The organism is Halomonas sp. MCCC 1A13316, assembly GCF_014931605.1.
GTDB lineage: Bacteria > Pseudomonadota > Gammaproteobacteria > Pseudomonadales > Halomonadaceae > Halomonas.
Genome location: NZ_CP053382.1, coordinates 3137824 through 3153148, shown reverse-complemented (window position 1 = coordinate 3153148; position 15325 = coordinate 3137824). Strand labels below are relative to the sequence as shown.

The following is a 15325-nucleotide window of genomic DNA, read 5'->3' as shown; positions in this document are numbered from 1 at the left end:
CGGAACTCCTCAGGCCAGTACGGGCCGCACGGAGTCACCGCGGCCGATGCCATAGTAGGCGAGCCCCGCAGCCTTGACGGTATCGGGCTGGAACAGGTTGCGGCCGTCTACCAGCACCGGCTCCACGAGCTTCTCGCGCAGTTCCTTGAAGTCAATGGTGCGAAAGGCCTTCCATTCGGTGCAGATGACCAGCGCGTGAGCGCCCTCGAGTGCGTCGTCACGACGCTCGGCCAGCACCAGATCGCTGCGCTCTCCGTAGATACGCTGACACTCTGCGGCCGCCTCGGGGTCGAAGGCCTGGACCCGTGCGCCGGCATCCCACAGGGCTTCCATCAGGGCGCGGCTGGGCGCTTCGCGCATGTCATCGGTGTTGGGCTTGAATGCCAGCCCCCAGACAGCGATGGTCTTGCCGGCTAATTGACCGTCGAAAGCCTGGCACAGCTTCTCGAACAGCTTGTTCTTCTGCCGGGCATTCACCCGCTCAACGGCCTTGATCATCTCGGCGGGATGGCCGATTTCTTCGGCAGTATGAGCCAGCGCTTTGACGTCCTTGGGGAAGCAGGAGCCGCCGTAGCCACAGCCCGGATAGATGAAGCTATAGCCGATCCGAGGGTCGGAGCCGATGCCGTGACGCACCTCCTCGACATCGGCGCCGAGACGCTCAGCGAGGTTGGCGACCTCGTTGATGAAGCTGATCTTGGTCGCCAGCATGGCGTTGGCGGCGTATTTGGTCAGTTCTGCGCTGCGCACGCCCATGAACATCATCTTGTCGCGCTGACGGTTATAGGGGCCGTAGCACTCCAGCATGGCTTTCTTGACGCGCTCCGAGTCGGTCCCGACGACGATGCGCGAGCCGCGCGAAAAGTCCTCGATGGCTGCGCCTTCCTTGAGGAATTCGGGGTTGGAGCAGACGTCGAACTCCAGGTTCACACCGCGCTTCTCCAGTTCTGCGGCGACGGTGCGCTCCACCTTGCTGGCGGTGCCAACGGGCACGGTCGACTTGTCGACGACGACCTTGTAATCGTTCATGTGCTGGCCGATGGTTTCCGCCACCTTCAACACGTACTTGAGATCGGCGCTGCCATCCTCGTCGGATGGGGTACCCACGGCAATGAACTGGAGCAGGCCGAACTCTACTGCCTTGGCGGCATCAGTGGTGAACTCGATACGCCCAGCGGCCTTGTTGCTGCTGATCAGCTCCTCCAGGCCGGGCTCGTAGATGGGGACCTCTCCATTGTTCAGACGAGCCACCTTTTCGGCATCGATGTCCACACACATGACCTGATGACCGACATCGGCCAGACAGGCGCCGGTTACCAATCCCACATAGCCAGAACCGAAGATAGTAATCCTCATGATCGTCATTGCTCCTTGCAGTTTCGCCCTGTTATCCAATCGACGCCATCTCACCGATGCCGGAGGTGACCGACGGGGCGATGGCGTGCAGGGTCGGGTTCGTTTAGTTAGCGTTCCAAACGGTACGCAACTTTCGCGCCAACTAGAAAATTCCGTGTACAATCAGAGGGTTGTGTTTACATAAAGAAATTTTGTTATGGAGCGACAGGTAATTCTGTCGCCAATAGCAGACATATGTGAGCCAAAGCCGCCTGAGCCTTTCAGATCAAGGGCTTGAACTGTCTCCTAATGGCGACAAGGATAGTTGGCAGGAAGGTAAGTTATTGTATCGTTTTGTTTTATTCGGTCAGTTCGTAAACTTGATGCTCAAGTGCCTCTCATTCTGCCGACCTGGCCGAGACATGGGCCTCCATACGGGACAAAAAGACACCCATGATGCGTTCGTAGAGCTGGCGCCCCAGAACGGTATCCTCGATGCCGGCGTCCACGTTGGGGTTGTCGTTCACCTCGATGACCACCACACGTTCACCGGCCTGCTTGAGGTCGACGCCGTAGAGTCCATCGCCGATTAGGCGGGTAGCCTTCAATGCCGCCCTGATCACGGCGGGGGGCACCTCGGCCGGATCATGAGTAGTGAAACCGCCACTCTTGACCCTGGCGCCCGAGTGGTCGTATATCTGCCAGTGGCCGCGTGCCATGTAGTAGCGACTGGCGAACAGCACTTGGCCATCCAGGACGCCGATACGCCAGTCATATTCGGTCGGCAGCCACTCCTGCAGCAGCAGCAGGGCGGAATCTTCGAACAAGCGTCGGGTTTCGTGCTCAAGCTGTTCGAGCGAACCAATCTTGACGATACCGCGGGAGAAGGCGCCGTCGGGTATCTTCAGCACCATGGGAAAGCTCAGCCCGGCAACTCGTTCGGCCAGTGGGCGCCGGTCTCGCCGCTTCAACAGTACGCCTTCCGGTGCAGGCACGCCGCGGGCACGCAATAGCGCGTGAAGATAGACCTTGTTGGTACAACGCAGGATGTCCCGCGGGGAGTCGATCACCACCAGACCCTCATGCTCTGCGAGTCTGGCCATGCGGTATGTGTGGTGATCCAGCGCCGTCGTCTCGCGGATGAAGAGTCCGTCGAACTCGGCGAGCCGCCCCGCATCGCGCCGAGTGATCAGCGAAACGTCGATCCCCAGTTTGCGTCCGGCACGAATGAAGGCCTTGAGCGCACTGCGGTTGCTCGGCGGCAAGGCTTCCCTGGGATCGATCAGGATGGCCAGATCGAAGCGATAGCGACGGCGCGCCTTGGGCGTGCGCCATACCTTGCGCGAGTGCCGGTTGAGCGCAGAGGCAAACAGATCCTGTTCGTCGGCGTTCAGGTCGCGAAGGTGGATCGGCTTGAGCCTGGCTAGCCGCCACAGGTCATGGCGTCGCACCAGGCGGGCCTCGAGCAAGGGGCAGGGCAGGCGCTCGAAGAGCTTGCGAGCGAGCCGGGCCAGCTCTGGTTCGCGGCATTCACCGAACAGCACGCGCAGGGTCACGCTGTCTCCGGCAAGAAGACCCTGGCGCGCCAGCTCGCCGAGCAGCGGCGACAAAGTATCCAGCTGCAGGTCGACAAGCGTCTTGCGCGACAGCTCGTTGAGAGTTTCGACGCTGGGCAGGACACGCTGACCGCGTGCCTGGGCGAGCAGCGAAACGTAGTATCCGGTGCCAAGATAGTCGAGTTCGCCGCATAGATTGATCACATGGGTGCTGCGGTCCTGGTCGGCTGCGCTGCGATGACGCCGGTCAAGTGCCAGGAAGTCGTCGGCGCTGATCAGGTCTTCGGAGGGATAGTAGGGCCGCCAGTCTTCCTGTCGGTCGACGACGATACGCAAGGGGCACATGGGCGAGATCCGTTCATTGAGAAGAGGCGGCCGCGTCGCGGCATGCGGTCAGCATGCCGCTGCAACTTCCTGTCGACAAGCGCTTCGACAGGTGAAATGATTTCATGATCACGGCGGGCCAAGACCCGTCGACAGGCCCTTGGTTAATAGCATCCCCATTGCGACCGCAAGCTCCGGAGACTGCCCATGACCGTCACTCTGCGCCAGGCCCAACCACAGGACCTGGGGGCACTTTATCGTCTGGAGCAGGTGGCCTTCAGCGGCGATCGTTTCAGCCGTCGTCAGCTCTGGCACTTGTTGAATCGTGCTCATGCCGAGACTCTCGTCGCCGACGATGGGGAGCGCCTCATGGGATATGGCACCCTGCTGTTTCGGCGAGGCAGCCGTCGCGCCCGGCTCTATTCTTTTTGCGTTCATCCCGAGGCCAGGGGCAGCGGGCTGGGTCGTCGACTGCTCGAGGCTCTGGAGGAGGTCGCCGTACGCCACGATGCCGAAGCGCTGGGTCTGGAGGTGCGAGCAGACAATCGCGTCGCCCTGGGACTCTACCGGCGCATGGGCTTTCGGCTGGAGCGCTGGCTCGATGACTACTACGAGGATGGCTGTGCCGGCTGGCAGATGAGCAAGCCGCTTGTCCGTCTGATGGAAGAAGCCTCGGCCCAGCATCGATGAGCCCAGGCGCGCAGGGATCGGTGCGGGCTGGTAGACTTCCGGCATGATTGGGCAAACAAGGACATAGCTATGCCATCCTTCGACATCGTTTCCGAGTACGACAAGCATGAAGCCAGCAATGCCGTCGATCAGGCCAACCGAGAAATCCAGGCGCGCTTCGACTTCAAGGGCGTAAAGGCGAGCTTCGAGCTGAACGGCGACACGGTGTTGCTCGAGGCCGAAGTCGACTTTCAGCTCAAGCAGATGCTCGACGTGTTGCGCAACCGCCTAATCGCCCGTGGTATCGATGCCCGCTGCATGGAGGAGCAGGAGCCCGAGCTCTCCGGCGTGCGTGCGCGCCAAGAGGTCAAGCTCAAGCAGGGCTTGGAGCAGAAGGAGGCCAAGGACATCGTAAAGCGCATCAAGGACAGCAAGCTGAAGGTGCAGGCGCAGATTCAGGGTGACAAAGTGAGGGTCACCGGCAAGAAGCGTGACGATCTGCAGGACGTCATCGCCATGCTGCGCGGCGAAGGCGGCCCCGACCTGGCGTTGCAGTTCGACAACTTTCGCGATTGAAGAGCACTCCTGCTTCGCCATCGACCATGGTTCGGCCTGCTATCGGCATCGGTCGATGGCGGAGTATATGATCTGGCGCAAGCGCGTACTTAACTCTTCTTGAAAACCGACTCGATGCCACCAATCCTGTTCATGCATACACAGGTCCCAGCGGCCTGTCCGATGCGTCACGTGTCTCAGGACGAACAGGAGGTGGCGTATGAATCTACACAAACTTTCTCCCTGGAACTGGTTCAAGAGCGAGCGCAGCGATGCCGCTGCACCGGCACCCGTGGAGCCTCGTCATGGCGAGTTAGCGCCGTTGCTCGGCATGCACCAGGAACTCGATCGCTGGGTGGATGGCGTCATGCGTCAGTTCGGCATGCCGACGCTAGAGAGTCGCTTCGGCGAGATGGCCAGCCTGCTCAGGCCGCAGCTCGACATTGCCGAGCGCGACGAGGAGTATTTGATCAGCGTCGAGGTCCCGGGCGTTGACGAAAAGGACGTCAAGCTGACCTTGGATGACGATCGCTTGATCATCGAGGGCGAGAAGCGGCAGGAGAGTAGTGCCAAGGACGATAGATACCAGCGTATCGAACGTACCTACGGCAGCTTCCGCCGGGTGCTCGATCTACCCTCCGATGCGAGAGCAGACGAGATCAAAGCTTCGTTCGTCAACGGCGTGCTCAAGGTGCACGTACCTCGTACCGGCGAGGTGAGAGCCAATCGCCGTGAAATCCCTATCCAGTAGCCACTGTCTCGGCACTCCAGCTCGCCTTCGGGCGGGCTTTTCTTTTTCTAATCGCGTCATAGGCATGACCGATTGGCCTGTGACGGCGAGATGGGCTTCAATGAGAGCAGCAGGGAAAGCCTGAATGGGAGCTTTTTTGCATGCACTCGCTTCGTCGAGCCGTTTACATTGCCTTGGCCTGGGTCAGCTTCGCACTCGGAGTGTTGGGCGTCTTCGTCCCGTTGATGCCGTCGACTTGCTTTATGCTGCTGGCCGTGTGGGCAGCATCGCGAGGTTCGCCGCGCTTTGCCCTGTGGATTCGCGAGCATCCACGTTTCGGTCCTACCGTGGTGGCCTGGGAGGGTCAGCGCGCCATACCGCGACATGCCAAATGGATTGCTGGTTGGATGCTGGCGTTATCGGTCGTGGTGCTCATCCTGACCCTCAGCATGGTCTGGTTAAAACTCCTGCTGGTGGCTGGACTCGTTCTGCTGGGGCTTTGGATCGCCACACGCCCCGAGCCCGGCAGGGTGGAAGCGGGGGCCGCTGCACGTCTGGTGCGTCGTTAGCACCAGCTGTCTTTGAGATTGGGGAGTCGCCACCCGTACAATGGGCATCGATCATGGACAGGAGTCTTCCCGATGTCTGAACCCAAGCCGACCCATCGTCACGATTATCGGCCGCCCGCCTACCGAGTGACCCATGTCGAGCTGACTTTCGAACTGGACCCCGCTGCGACCAAGGTCAAGGCGAGCCTGCAAATGGAGCGTCACCCGCAAAGTTCGGGCGATGAGGCTCTAAAACTCGATGGCGAAAAGCTGATTCTCAAGCGCATCGCCATCGATGGTCAGATGTTAGCCGATGACGAATATACGCTCAGCGATGCCGGGCTGAGCGTTCATAACCCTCCCAGGCAGTTTCGCCTGGAGACGGAAGTCGAGATCGCACCCAGTGAGAACACGGCGCTGGAAGGCCTCTACCTTTCCAACGGGATGTATTGTACCCAGTGCGAGGCCGAAGGGTTTCGTCGCATCACCTATTATCCGGACCGCCCGGACGTCATGGCGACCTTCTCCACCACGGTAATCGGCGACAGGAGGAGCCTGCCGGTCCTGCTCTCCAATGGCAATCCGGTGGAGCAGGGCGAGCTGCCGGGTGACCGCCATTTCGTTACCTGGAACGATCCGTTTCCCAAGCCCAGCTACCTGTTCGCCCTGGTGGCCGGCGACCTGCAGAAGGTTGAGGATCGCTTCACCACCATGAATGGACGCGAGGTCGCGCTGCAGGTCTGGGTCGAAGAGGAGAACCTGGGCAAGACCGACCACGCCATGGCTTCGCTCAAGCGTGCGATGCAGTGGGACGAGGAGACCTACGGGCGCGAGTACGACCTCGACCTGTTCATGATCGTGGCGGTCAATGACTTCAACATGGGCGCCATGGAGAACAAGGGGCTCAACATCTTCAACTCCGCGGCAGTGCTGACCCATCCGCATACCGCCACCGATGCGACGTTTCAGCGGGTCGAGGGTATCGTCGCCCATGAATATTTCCACAACTGGTCGGGCAATCGAGTGACCTGCCGCGACTGGTTCCAGCTCTCGCTCAAGGAGGGCTTCACCGTATTCCGCGATCAGTGCTTCTCCGCCGACGTCAATTCGGCGCCGGTCAAGCGCATCGAGGACGTGGCCTTCTTCCGCACCGCTCAGTTCGCCGAGGATGCTGGGCCCACCGCGCACCCGGTGCGCCCCGACCACTACATCGAGATCGGAAACTTCTACACCTTGACCATCTACGAGAAGGGTGCCGAAGTGGTGCGCATGCTGTGCAACCTGGTGGGCTGGGAGGCCTTCCGGCGGGGCAGCGATCTCTACTTCGAGCGCTTCGACGGCCAGGCGGTGACCATCGAGGATTTCGTCGACTGCATGGCCGAGGCGTCGGGCCAGGATCTCTCCCAATTCATGCGGTGGTATTCCCAGGCCGGCACCCCGGAGATCGACGCCTACGGCGAGTATGACTACGCCAACGCTGAGTACCATCTGACCCTGCGGCAGCGTACGCCTGCGACGCCTGGGCAGCCAGAGAAGCAGCCGCTGCACATTCCCGTGCGTATGGGCCTGGTGGGTACCAAGTCGGGGCGCGACCTGCCCTTGACGCTGGATGGGGAGTCGCTCGATAGCGATGGGGTGATCCACCTGCGCGAGACGGAGCAGACCTTCGTCTTCACCGATGTGAGTGAGGCGCCGGTGCCTTCGCTGCTGCGTGGCTTCTCGGCGCCGGTTCAGCTGCGCTTCCCCTACAGCCGCGAGGACCTGGCCTTCCTGTTGGCCAACGACTCCGATGGCTTCAACCGCTGGGATGCCGGCCAGCGGTTGGCCATGCTGGCGCTGGATGACCTGATCGCCGCCCATCGCAATGGCGTCGAGAAAGTCATGGATACCCGCGTGGTCGAGGCCTTCCGTGCTCTGCTGGAACGCAACGGCGACGACAAGGCGGTGCTGGCCGAGATGCTGTCCCTGCCCTCAGAGGCCTATATTGCAGAACAGCAGCCACTGGTGGACGTCGAGGCAATCCACGCCGCGCGAGTCTTCGTCAAGCAGTCGCTGGCCGCGACCCTGCGCGACGACTTCCTGCGCCTCTACGAGGAGAATCGTAGCGATGAGCCCTACGCGCCCGAACCCGACCAGATCGGCCGGCGCAGCCTCAAGAACGTGGCGCTTTCCTACCTGATGGCGATCGAGGATGAGCAGGCCATCGAACTCGCCCGCCAGCAGTTCGAGGCCGACCACAACATGACCGACGTTCGCCATGCGCTGACGCTGCTGACCCACAGCAGCCGCGACGACCTGGCGCGCCCCGCGCTGCGTGCCTTCGGCGAGAAGTGGGCTCACGACTCCCTGGTGATGGACCAGTGGTTCGCCATCCAGGTAACCCGGCCACAGGCGGACGCGCTGGATCGGGTCAAGCACCTGATGGCACACCCGGCGTTCTCGTTGAAGAATCCGAACAAGGTGCGCGCGCTCATCGGTACCTTCGCCAACCAGAACCGGATCAACTTCCATCGCGCCGACGGCGAGGGCTACCGGCTACTGGCCGATGTGGTGATCGAACTCAACCGGCTCAATCCGGAAATCGCCGCACGCCTGGTGACGCCGTTGACCCGCTGGCAGCGCTTCGATGAATCGCGCCAGGAACTGATGAAGAGTGAGCTCGAACGCATCCGCGCCGAGGAGCTCTCGCCGAATGTTTATGAGGTGATCGAAAAAGCCCTTGCATGAGTAAAGGGTAATTTCTTGGTAACCATAAGTGCCGCCCCAGGGGCGGCACTTTGTTTCAGGTTGGGGTTAGTAGATGAGCCAGCTCAGCACCGTCACCCCCAGCAACGCCCAGATCAGGGTGGCGAAGAGGCGTCGGCGCAGCAGGGCGCGCAGCGCGAGGTAGAGCAGCCACAGGCCGAGCAGCAGTACCGCCAGGCTGACCAGCGAGGGGGAGATACCCAGCGACGTTGCCAGGCCATCGAAAAAGCCACGGGCGGAAGCGCCCAGGTTCTGAAAGAAGTTAACCAGCAGGTCGACCACGAAGCGAATGATCTCGCCCAGGGTGCGACCCAGCCAGGTGAAGAAGTCCTGCATATGCGCTCTCTCGTCTGAATGGGGCTCGTCTCAGCCCATCTGCTGCGCCACGGGCGCGACTCCTGCGGTTTCGGCAGCGCTGTCTGCCAAGGCTCTCCCCGCCTCGTCATAGACATGGAAGACTGCATTGGCCCCCAGTTCGCGTATCGGTTCGATCTCTTCGGGATATTCGACGACTGCAGTGATGCGACCAGGGAACTGACGGTTGCGCAGCTGTTGCAGCGCGAAGAGGTTCCCCGAATGGTGTGGCATGGCCAGGATGACCATTTGCACGTCGTCCGACATCAGCAACTTATCCCAGAAATCCGAATCCAGCGCATCTCCTTCGAGCAGATTGAAACCGCGCTCGCCAAGGTCGGTGACGGTCTTTGGATTGCTGTCGATGCCCAGTACCCTCAGGCCATACTGCTTGCGCAGTCGCCGATAGACGCTGCGTCCGATCCGCCCCATGCCAAGTACCACCGCCTGGGCGTCGCCGATTTCGATCGGTCGTTCACGGGTCGACAGCGCCTGTTCCTGCCTGGCGGGAAGCAGCGCCTCCAGACGACGGTAGGCGCTCTCGCTGACGGTATTGAGCACGGCGGAAAAAGCGAAGCTCAGGGCTACCGCCAGTGACAGCACGACCAGCCACTCCTGTGCCAGCCAGCCCGTGGCGACCGCCAGGGCGCCTACGATCAGGCCGAACTCGGAATAGTTGGTGAGCGTCAGGGTGGCCAGCAGCGAGGTCCGGTGCCGCATCGGGAACGCCATGAAAACCACTTGGTAGAGCAGGCTCTTGAGCGGTAATACAAGTACCAGCAGCATGGCCAGGCCCAGCATCTCCCAAGTCGGCGTACTGGTGAAGCCGATGCTCAGGAAGAAGCCCACAAGCAGCAACTCCTTCAGGTTGAACATGGAACGGGAGAGGTTGCCGGCGGCGGGATGCGGCGCCAGCAGCAGGCCGATGACCAGAGCGCCGAGGTCGCCCTTGAGGCCGACCAGTTCGAACAGGCCGTAACCCAGCACCAGGGCCAGGAACATGCCGAACAGCATCTGCATCTCGCCGTGTCCGAAGCGATCCAGTGTCTGACGTAGCAGCGGCGCCAGAGGTTTCAGCAGTACCAGTCCAAGAGCCCAGGGGCTTGGCAGTTCGCCGGACGAGGTCGAAATGAAAATGACGGCGAAGACGTCCTGCATGATCAGCACCCCGAGCGCCAGGCGGCCATGAGCCGACTGGGTCTCGCTGCGTTTTTCGAGAACCTTGACCACGAAGACCGTGCTGGAAAAGGAGAGGGCGAAGCCCAGCAGCAGCAGGGTGGACCAGCCAGTGTTCCCCAGTTGTTCCAGTCCCAGCCACTTGAGCGCGCCGAGAACGAGCAGGAAGAGCAGGCTGGACCCTATCATGTGCAACGATGCGCTGCCCCATACCTCGCCCTTGAGCAGGTGGCGAACGTTGAGCTTCAACCCGATGCTGAATAACAGCAGCGTCACGCCGACCTCCGCGATCGTGGTAAGCAGCGGCGTCGACTCATAGCCCAGCATGTTGAGGGCGAAGCCGGCCGCCAGGAATCCGACGAGTGGCGGCAGGCGTATGGCCAGGGCCGTCACGCCACCGAGGCAGGCGGCAATGATGAAAGCGGCGTCGATCATCTATCCCCAATGTTCTGATAATGTATTCGAGAGCTGAGTGTAAAAGTTTGCTGCGCAAATGGCACTGGCGGCGTCATCGCCAAGGGCCCGCTTCGAGGAGATAACATGCAAGTCACGACAATCGTGCTACTGGTAGTGCTGGCCCTGCTGGTGGTCTACGGCGTCAGCATCTACAACCGCTTGGTGGCCTTGAAGAACCGTTACCAGAATGCTTTCGCCCAGATCGAGGTGCAGCTGAAGCGACGCTATGACCTGATCCCCAACCTGGTGGAAACCGCCAAGGCCTACATGGCTCACGAGCGCGACACACTGACTGCAGTGACCGAGGCGCGCAACGCCGCCCTGGCCGGGCTGAAGTCGGCCGCCGCCAGGCCGGGCGATCCCGGCGCCATGGCCGAACTGGCTGGTGCCGAGGGTGCACTGGGGGCCGCCCTGGGGCGGCTCAACGTAGTGATGGAGGCCTATCCGGACCTCAAGGCCTCCGACAACATGCACCAGCTCTCCGAGACCCTCACCAGCACCGAAAATCGTGTCGCCTTCGCCCGCCAGGCCTTCAACGACGCGGTCATGCAGTACAACACCTACAAGCAGAGCTTCCCGCCGGTGCTGCTGGCGGGGCCGCTGGGTCACAGCGAAGATGCGGCGCTGCTGGAGTTCGACGATAGCGCCGAGATCCAGGCCGCGCCCAGCGTTCGCTTCTGACGCATACGGCCATGGATTTCTTCGGTGCCCAGGAGCGCGCAAGACGCCTCACCATCTGGCTGGTCCTGCTGTTGATTGTGGCAGTGGCGGGCATGATGGCTGCGGCCGTTGCGGTGGTGGCGCTGGCCATGGTGCTGCTCGATGGTGGTCAGTCGGCCGCCGATCCGCTGGCCCGGGTGCTCGATCCGCTACTGCTCGGCAGCGTCGCCCTGGGCGTACTGTTGGTAGTCGGCAGCGGCAGCCTGGTCCGTCACCTGCAGCTTCGCGCCGGTGGGGCCGCGGTAGCGGAGGCGCTGGGAGGCCGACCCATCAATGGCGATACGCGCAATGCCGATGAGCGTCGCCTGCTGAACGTGGTCGAGGAGATGGCCATTGCCGCAGGGCTGCCGGTGCCGACGGTCTACCTGCTCGACGAGCCCGGCATCAACGCCTTCGCCGCAGGCCACACGCCCCAGGATGCGGTTATCGGCGTGACCCAGGGTGCCATCCAGACTCTTGCGCGCAGTGAATTGCAGGGCGTGGTCGCCCACGAGTTCAGTCATGTCCTGCATGGCGACATGCGCCTCAACATGCGCTTGATCGCCCTGCTGTACGGCATCCTGGTGAACGGCCTCGTCGGTCGCATGCTGCTGAGGGGCATGGCGACCCGCCGGGTGGTGCGTGGCTCTCGCCGAGGCAACGGCCATGCGGTGCTGTTGGGTGCCGGGCTTGCGCTGATGCTGGTGGGTTTCGTCGGCACCCTGTGCGGCAACCTGATCAAGGCGGCGGTGAGCCGCCAGCGCGAGTTCCTGGCAGATGCCAGCGCAGTACAGTACACCCGCAACCCAGCCGGTCTGGCCGATGCCTTGAAGCGCGTCGCAGCGCAGGGCTCCGAGCTGCGTGCGACTCGCGCCGAGGAGTTCAGTCACCTCTATTTCAGCCGTGGCCTGGCGGGTCTGCGTGGGCTCACCGCCACTCATCCGCCGCTGCCGACCCGCATTCGGCGCCTCGAGCCGGAATGGGACGGCAGCCTGCCCGAGCCGAACGCCACGCGAGAGACCGCTGCCGCAACTGGCTCGGGCGATGAGCGAGCACAATCAAGGCCGGCCCGGGCGACCGTTCTGGACGATGCCATGCTCATGCCGCCCGCTGCGACGCTGGCACAGCGGATAGGCAACCCACGCGAGCAGGACGTGGAGCAGGCGCGAGGAGCGCTGGCCAGCATCGATCCCGTGCTGCTCGAGGCCGCTCACGAGCCTTATGCGGCCCGTGCCGTGATCTACGGCATACTCATGGGAGCCGAACCGACCAGCCGAGCTCGCCAGCGCGAGGTCCTGATCGAAGCCGCCCTGCCGGATGTGCTGGCGGAGCTGGAGCGCCTCGAAAAGCCGCTCTCCGAGGTGCGGCCGGGTCAGCGATTGGCGTTGATCGAGCTGTGCCTGCCCTTGTTGCGGCAGCTTTCGGTGACCCAGTACGCGCACTTTCGCGATTGCCTCGAGCGACTGATGGCTGCCGAGCACGAACCCGGTGCCCTGCAGTGGGCCTTGCATCGCCTGGTCGTCGTCGGCAGCGAAGGAGCGACGTATCATCGAGGGCGTAGACAAGCGCTGGTACGGATCGAGGATGCAGTGGCACGCCTGTTGTCGAGTCTGGCGCTGGCGGGTAGCGATGAAGAGGCGCGGGCTGCGGAAGCATTCCGCGAAGCGGCCGATACGCTGGGCCTGAGCATGATGTGGCTGCCTCAGCCAGCAACGCCTCAGGAGCTCGACTGGGCTCTGGATCGTTGCCGTCAGCTGGGCGATGACGAGCGGGTCAGGCTGATCGATGCCATGGCGAGCTGCGTCTCCCATGACGGTCGGATCTATCCACGCGAAGCTGAACTGCTGCAGGCCGTGGCTTGGTCGCTTGACTGCCCGTTGCCTCTGGCCGCGCTGGATTGAGACGCGAGCGGATCGTTCTCGCTCGCTGCTGTCCAACCCTTAGGAGGCGCAGGAGCCGGCGGCTTGCAGCGTTCGTCGGGCTCTGCTGGAATAGTGCCCCTTTGCGGGTCTCATACGGATGGGAGAAAAACCGATGGCCAAGACACCCTGGATTCCGGCCGCTGCGGCCTTGACCCTTGCCTTGATGCTGGCAGGCTGCGGCGACGACGGCGATGAGCCGGCCGCGCCAGCCCAGGACAACGAGCCCGCAGCCGAGACGGCACCAGCGAGCGAGCCTCCCGAAGAGGAGCCATCGGCCCCGCCTCCTGCGGAGGAGCCAGAGGAATCGGCCGAGGGCGAGTCGATGCCCGCCGAATCGGAAGAGGAAGCATCAACTGGAGAGAACGAGGAAATCGACGCCGACAGTGAAACGCTGGGCGAATCCCCGGTCGATGCGCTGGAAGAGGGCAGCGCGCTCCCAGGTGAGGCTACCCGTTCCGATGTAGATGCGATCATCGAGGATACCGAGCGTCGCTTCGAGGAAGCGCAGCGCGAGATCGAACAGCAGTTCGAGGAAGTGGAACGCAGCAATCCCACCCTGGAGCCCATGCAGGGGGACAGCGATCCCGAGCCGTCACTCGAGCCCATGGAGGAGGATGGCGCTTCTTCTGCCATCGAGCGCGAGGCGGAGCGAAGCGGAGAAATCACGCAGTCGGACGTCGACGCCTGGCTCGAAGAGAGCGAGCGACAGTTTGAAGAGGCGAGGCGTGAACTCGACGAACAGTTCGAAGAGGCGGAGAGAAGCGAGCCTGGACGCGATCTCCCGAAGATCGAGCCCGAGCCGGAAGCCGAGCCAAACGCTGAGGTACCGTCCCAGCCCGAGAGCCGCTCCCAGGCCGCCCCCGATCCTGAAGCCGAGTCAAACACAGAGGCCACGTCCCAGCCCGAGAGCCGTTCCCAGGCCGACCCCGCTCCTGAGGGCTGAGTTCGCATACCGAACTGGGTTTGGCAAGGCGGGTATGAAAAAGGTCCACTCCTTGGAGTGGACCTTTCGTCTGACTGCCGGTCTATCTTAAGACAGCCAGGCGCCGGGCCTGCCGAGGCGTTACCTCAGTTGGCGAGCCGGATGTTGGAGGCCTGAAGGCCTTTCTTGCCCTGGGTTACTTCGAAGGTCACTTTTTGACCGTCCTGCAGGGTCTTGAAACCTTCAGCCTGAATCTCGGAGAAGTGCGCGAACAGGTCATCACCGCCGTCGTCCGGAGAGATGAAGCCGTAGCCCTTGGTATCGTTGAACCACTTGACAGTGCCAGTTGCCATTGTCCATTTTCCTTACTTACAGATTGATCGTGCTGGGCACTCGGCAATGCCGGGCCCGAAGTGCGAGGGCAGGAAACGAAAAGTGCGCTTCGGGTCTATCGAGTTTTCGACATACGACAGGACGACTTTCCACTTGCAGGCCAACGCAGCGGACGCACACTTCACCCATGCCATCCGCTCAATCCACTGTAGATAGAAAAATTCCGAGCGTCCAGCGAATCCGTTGCCTTAAATTAGCCATACTTTGTGCTACCCGCAGCCAGCCCTGACCACCCTCGGCTACCTTGCTCGTCGGGTCCTCAAGCTCATGTCCTACCTAACCGGAGCCTTGCCATGCCGGACGCACAATTCTGGCCATTTATGATCGCCATTACCCTGCTTTCGATGAGTCCGGGGGTCGATACCTTGCTGGTCATTCGCAACACCGCTCGCGGAGGGGTACGCGATGGTGTACTCACCAGCCTGGCGATCTGCTGCGGTCTGTTCGTGCATGCCACCATCTCGGCGCTGGGTATTTCGCTGGTCTTGCTGCAGTCGGCCTGGGCCTTCAGTGCGCTCAAGCTGGCGGGAGCAGCCTATCTGATATGGCTGGGCATCAATGGCTTGGTCGCCGCGCGACGCGGTAGCGGTCTGCCAGTACAAGCGATACAGGGAGAGCGCCAATCCGTACCGGCCTGGAAGCCGCTGCGAGAAGGGTTGCTCTCCAATGTGCTCAATCCCAAGACAGTGGTCTTCTACATGGCCTTTCTGCCCCAGTTCATCGCGCCGACCGACCCGGCGCTGCTCAAGTCGCTATGGCTTGCCGGGGTGCACTTCGTGATTGCCAACCTGTGGCAGATTGCCATCGTGCTCATGGTGGGTAGCGCGGGGCGCTGGCTGGCCAGTCGGCTCTTCGCCCGCGCGCTGAACGGTGTGACCGGCGCGGTGCTGATCCTGTTCGGCGTCAGGCTGGCGCTGGAACGTCAGCCAGCCTGACAAAAA

The 15325-nt window shown here is 62.3% G+C and carries 14 protein-coding genes; 9 read left to right on the top strand and 5 right to left on the bottom strand.

The window, feature by feature from the left end; translation table 11 throughout:
• Positions 1 to 9 precede the first annotated feature (9 nt).
• On the bottom strand, positions 10 to 1356 hold the full coding sequence (locus HNO52_RS14610; protein ID WP_197565984.1) for a UDP-glucose dehydrogenase family protein: 1347 nt from the start codon (positions 1354 to 1356) through the stop codon (positions 10 to 12).
• Between the two features lie 377 nt (positions 1357 to 1733).
• Positions 1734 to 3236, bottom strand: coding sequence for a RimK family ATP-grasp domain-containing protein (locus HNO52_RS14605; RefSeq protein ID WP_197565983.1), 1503 nt, complete (start codon positions 3234 to 3236; stop codon positions 1734 to 1736).
• Positions 3237 to 3422: 186 nt separating this feature from the next.
• Between HNO52_RS14605 and HNO52_RS14600 the strand changes: the two genes are divergently transcribed.
• From HNO52_RS14600 to pepN, 5 genes are all read left to right on the top strand, one after another.
• On the top strand, positions 3423 to 3905 hold the full coding sequence (locus HNO52_RS14600) for a GNAT family N-acetyltransferase (RefSeq protein WP_197565982.1): 483 nt from the start codon (positions 3423 to 3425) through the stop codon (positions 3903 to 3905).
• 69 nt (positions 3906 to 3974) lie between these two features.
• Positions 3975 to 4460, top strand: a complete 486-nt coding sequence (locus HNO52_RS14595; RefSeq protein ID WP_197565981.1) for a YajQ family cyclic di-GMP-binding protein — start codon at positions 3975 to 3977, stop codon at positions 4458 to 4460.
• Positions 4461 to 4659: 199 nt separating this feature from the next.
• Positions 4660 to 5190 carry an Hsp20/alpha crystallin family protein gene (locus HNO52_RS14590; protein ID WP_197565980.1) on the top strand — a complete coding sequence of 177 codons (531 nt, stop codon included), beginning with the start codon at positions 4660 to 4662 and terminating at the stop codon, positions 5188 to 5190.
• Positions 5191 to 5330: 140 nt separating this feature from the next.
• Positions 5331 to 5738, top strand: a complete 408-nt coding sequence (locus tag HNO52_RS14585; protein ID WP_197565979.1) for a YbaN family protein — start codon at positions 5331 to 5333, stop codon at positions 5736 to 5738.
• 72 nt (positions 5739 to 5810) lie between these two features.
• The gene (gene pepN / locus HNO52_RS14580; protein WP_197565978.1) at positions 5811 to 8444 is read left to right on the top strand and encodes an aminopeptidase N; all 2634 of its coding nucleotides are present in this window, start codon (positions 5811 to 5813) and stop codon (positions 8442 to 8444) included.
• Positions 8445 to 8510: 66 nt separating this feature from the next.
• Here pepN and HNO52_RS14575 read toward each other — a convergent pair whose 3' ends face one another.
• The gene (locus HNO52_RS14575) at positions 8511 to 8798 is read right to left on the bottom strand and encodes a hypothetical protein (RefSeq protein ID WP_197565977.1); all 288 of its coding nucleotides are present in this window, start codon (positions 8796 to 8798) and stop codon (positions 8511 to 8513) included.
• 30 nt (positions 8799 to 8828) lie between these two features.
• Entirely contained in the window at positions 8829 to 10427 is a 1599-nt protein-coding gene (locus tag HNO52_RS14570) for a cation:proton antiporter domain-containing protein (RefSeq protein ID WP_197565976.1), read from the bottom strand.
• A 105-nt stretch (positions 10428 to 10532) separates the two neighbouring features.
• Between HNO52_RS14570 and HNO52_RS14565 the strand changes: the two genes are divergently transcribed.
• From HNO52_RS14565 to HNO52_RS14555, 3 genes are all read left to right on the top strand, one after another.
• Entirely contained in the window at positions 10533 to 11129 is a 597-nt protein-coding gene (locus HNO52_RS14565) for a LemA family protein (RefSeq protein ID WP_197565975.1), read from the top strand.
• An 11-nt stretch (positions 11130 to 11140) separates the two neighbouring features.
• Positions 11141 to 13048 (top strand): M48 family metallopeptidase, encoded by a 1908-nt coding sequence (locus HNO52_RS14560; protein ID WP_197565974.1) that lies wholly within the window; start codon positions 11141 to 11143, stop codon positions 13046 to 13048.
• Positions 13049 to 13181: 133 nt separating this feature from the next.
• Positions 13182 to 14012, top strand: coding sequence for a hypothetical protein (locus HNO52_RS14555; RefSeq protein ID WP_197565973.1), 831 nt, complete (start codon positions 13182 to 13184; stop codon positions 14010 to 14012).
• Positions 14013 to 14137: 125 nt separating this feature from the next.
• On the opposite strand, the gene HNO52_RS14550 is transcribed toward HNO52_RS14555, so the two are convergent.
• Entirely contained in the window at positions 14138 to 14344 is a 207-nt protein-coding gene (locus tag HNO52_RS14550; protein ID WP_102626783.1) for a cold-shock protein, read from the bottom strand.
• A gap of 333 nt (positions 14345 to 14677) precedes the next feature.
• On the opposite strand from HNO52_RS14550, the gene HNO52_RS14545 reads away from it, so the two are divergent.
• Entirely contained in the window at positions 14678 to 15319 is a 642-nt protein-coding gene (locus HNO52_RS14545; RefSeq protein ID WP_197565972.1) for a LysE family translocator, read from the top strand.
• Positions 15320 to 15325: the final 6 nt, after the last annotated feature.

What these genes read in the sequence shown, in the direction of transcription:
- HNO52_RS14610 (WP_197565984.1), bottom strand. Translation starts at nt 1,356, where the DNA reads ATGAGGATTACTATCTTCGGTTCTGGCTATGTGGGATTGGTAACCGGC.
- HNO52_RS14605 (WP_197565983.1), bottom strand. Translation starts at nt 3,236, where the DNA reads ATGTGCCCCTTGCGTATCGTCGTCGACCGACAGGAAGACTGGCGGCCC.
- HNO52_RS14600 (WP_197565982.1), top strand. Translation starts at nt 3,423, where the DNA reads ATGACCGTCACTCTGCGCCAGGCCCAACCACAGGACCTGGGGGCACTT.
- HNO52_RS14595 (WP_197565981.1), top strand. Translation starts at nt 3,975, where the DNA reads ATGCCATCCTTCGACATCGTTTCCGAGTACGACAAGCATGAAGCCAGC.
- HNO52_RS14590 (WP_197565980.1), top strand. Translation starts at nt 4,660, where the DNA reads ATGAATCTACACAAACTTTCTCCCTGGAACTGGTTCAAGAGCGAGCGC.
- HNO52_RS14585 (WP_197565979.1), top strand. Translation starts at nt 5,331, where the DNA reads ATGCACTCGCTTCGTCGAGCCGTTTACATTGCCTTGGCCTGGGTCAGC.
- pepN (WP_197565978.1), top strand. Translation starts at nt 5,811, where the DNA reads ATGTCTGAACCCAAGCCGACCCATCGTCACGATTATCGGCCGCCCGCC.
- HNO52_RS14575 (WP_197565977.1), bottom strand. Translation starts at nt 8,798, where the DNA reads ATGCAGGACTTCTTCACCTGGCTGGGTCGCACCCTGGGCGAGATCATT.
- HNO52_RS14570 (WP_197565976.1), bottom strand. Translation starts at nt 10,427, where the DNA reads ATGATCGACGCCGCTTTCATCATTGCCGCCTGCCTCGGTGGCGTGACG.
- HNO52_RS14565 (WP_197565975.1), top strand. Translation starts at nt 10,533, where the DNA reads ATGCAAGTCACGACAATCGTGCTACTGGTAGTGCTGGCCCTGCTGGTG.
- HNO52_RS14560 (WP_197565974.1), top strand. Translation starts at nt 11,141, where the DNA reads ATGGATTTCTTCGGTGCCCAGGAGCGCGCAAGACGCCTCACCATCTGG.
- HNO52_RS14555 (WP_197565973.1), top strand. Translation starts at nt 13,182, where the DNA reads ATGGCCAAGACACCCTGGATTCCGGCCGCTGCGGCCTTGACCCTTGCC.
- HNO52_RS14550 (WP_102626783.1), bottom strand. Translation starts at nt 14,344, where the DNA reads ATGGCAACTGGCACTGTCAAGTGGTTCAACGATACCAAGGGCTACGGC.
- HNO52_RS14545 (WP_197565972.1), top strand. Translation starts at nt 14,678, where the DNA reads ATGCCGGACGCACAATTCTGGCCATTTATGATCGCCATTACCCTGCTT.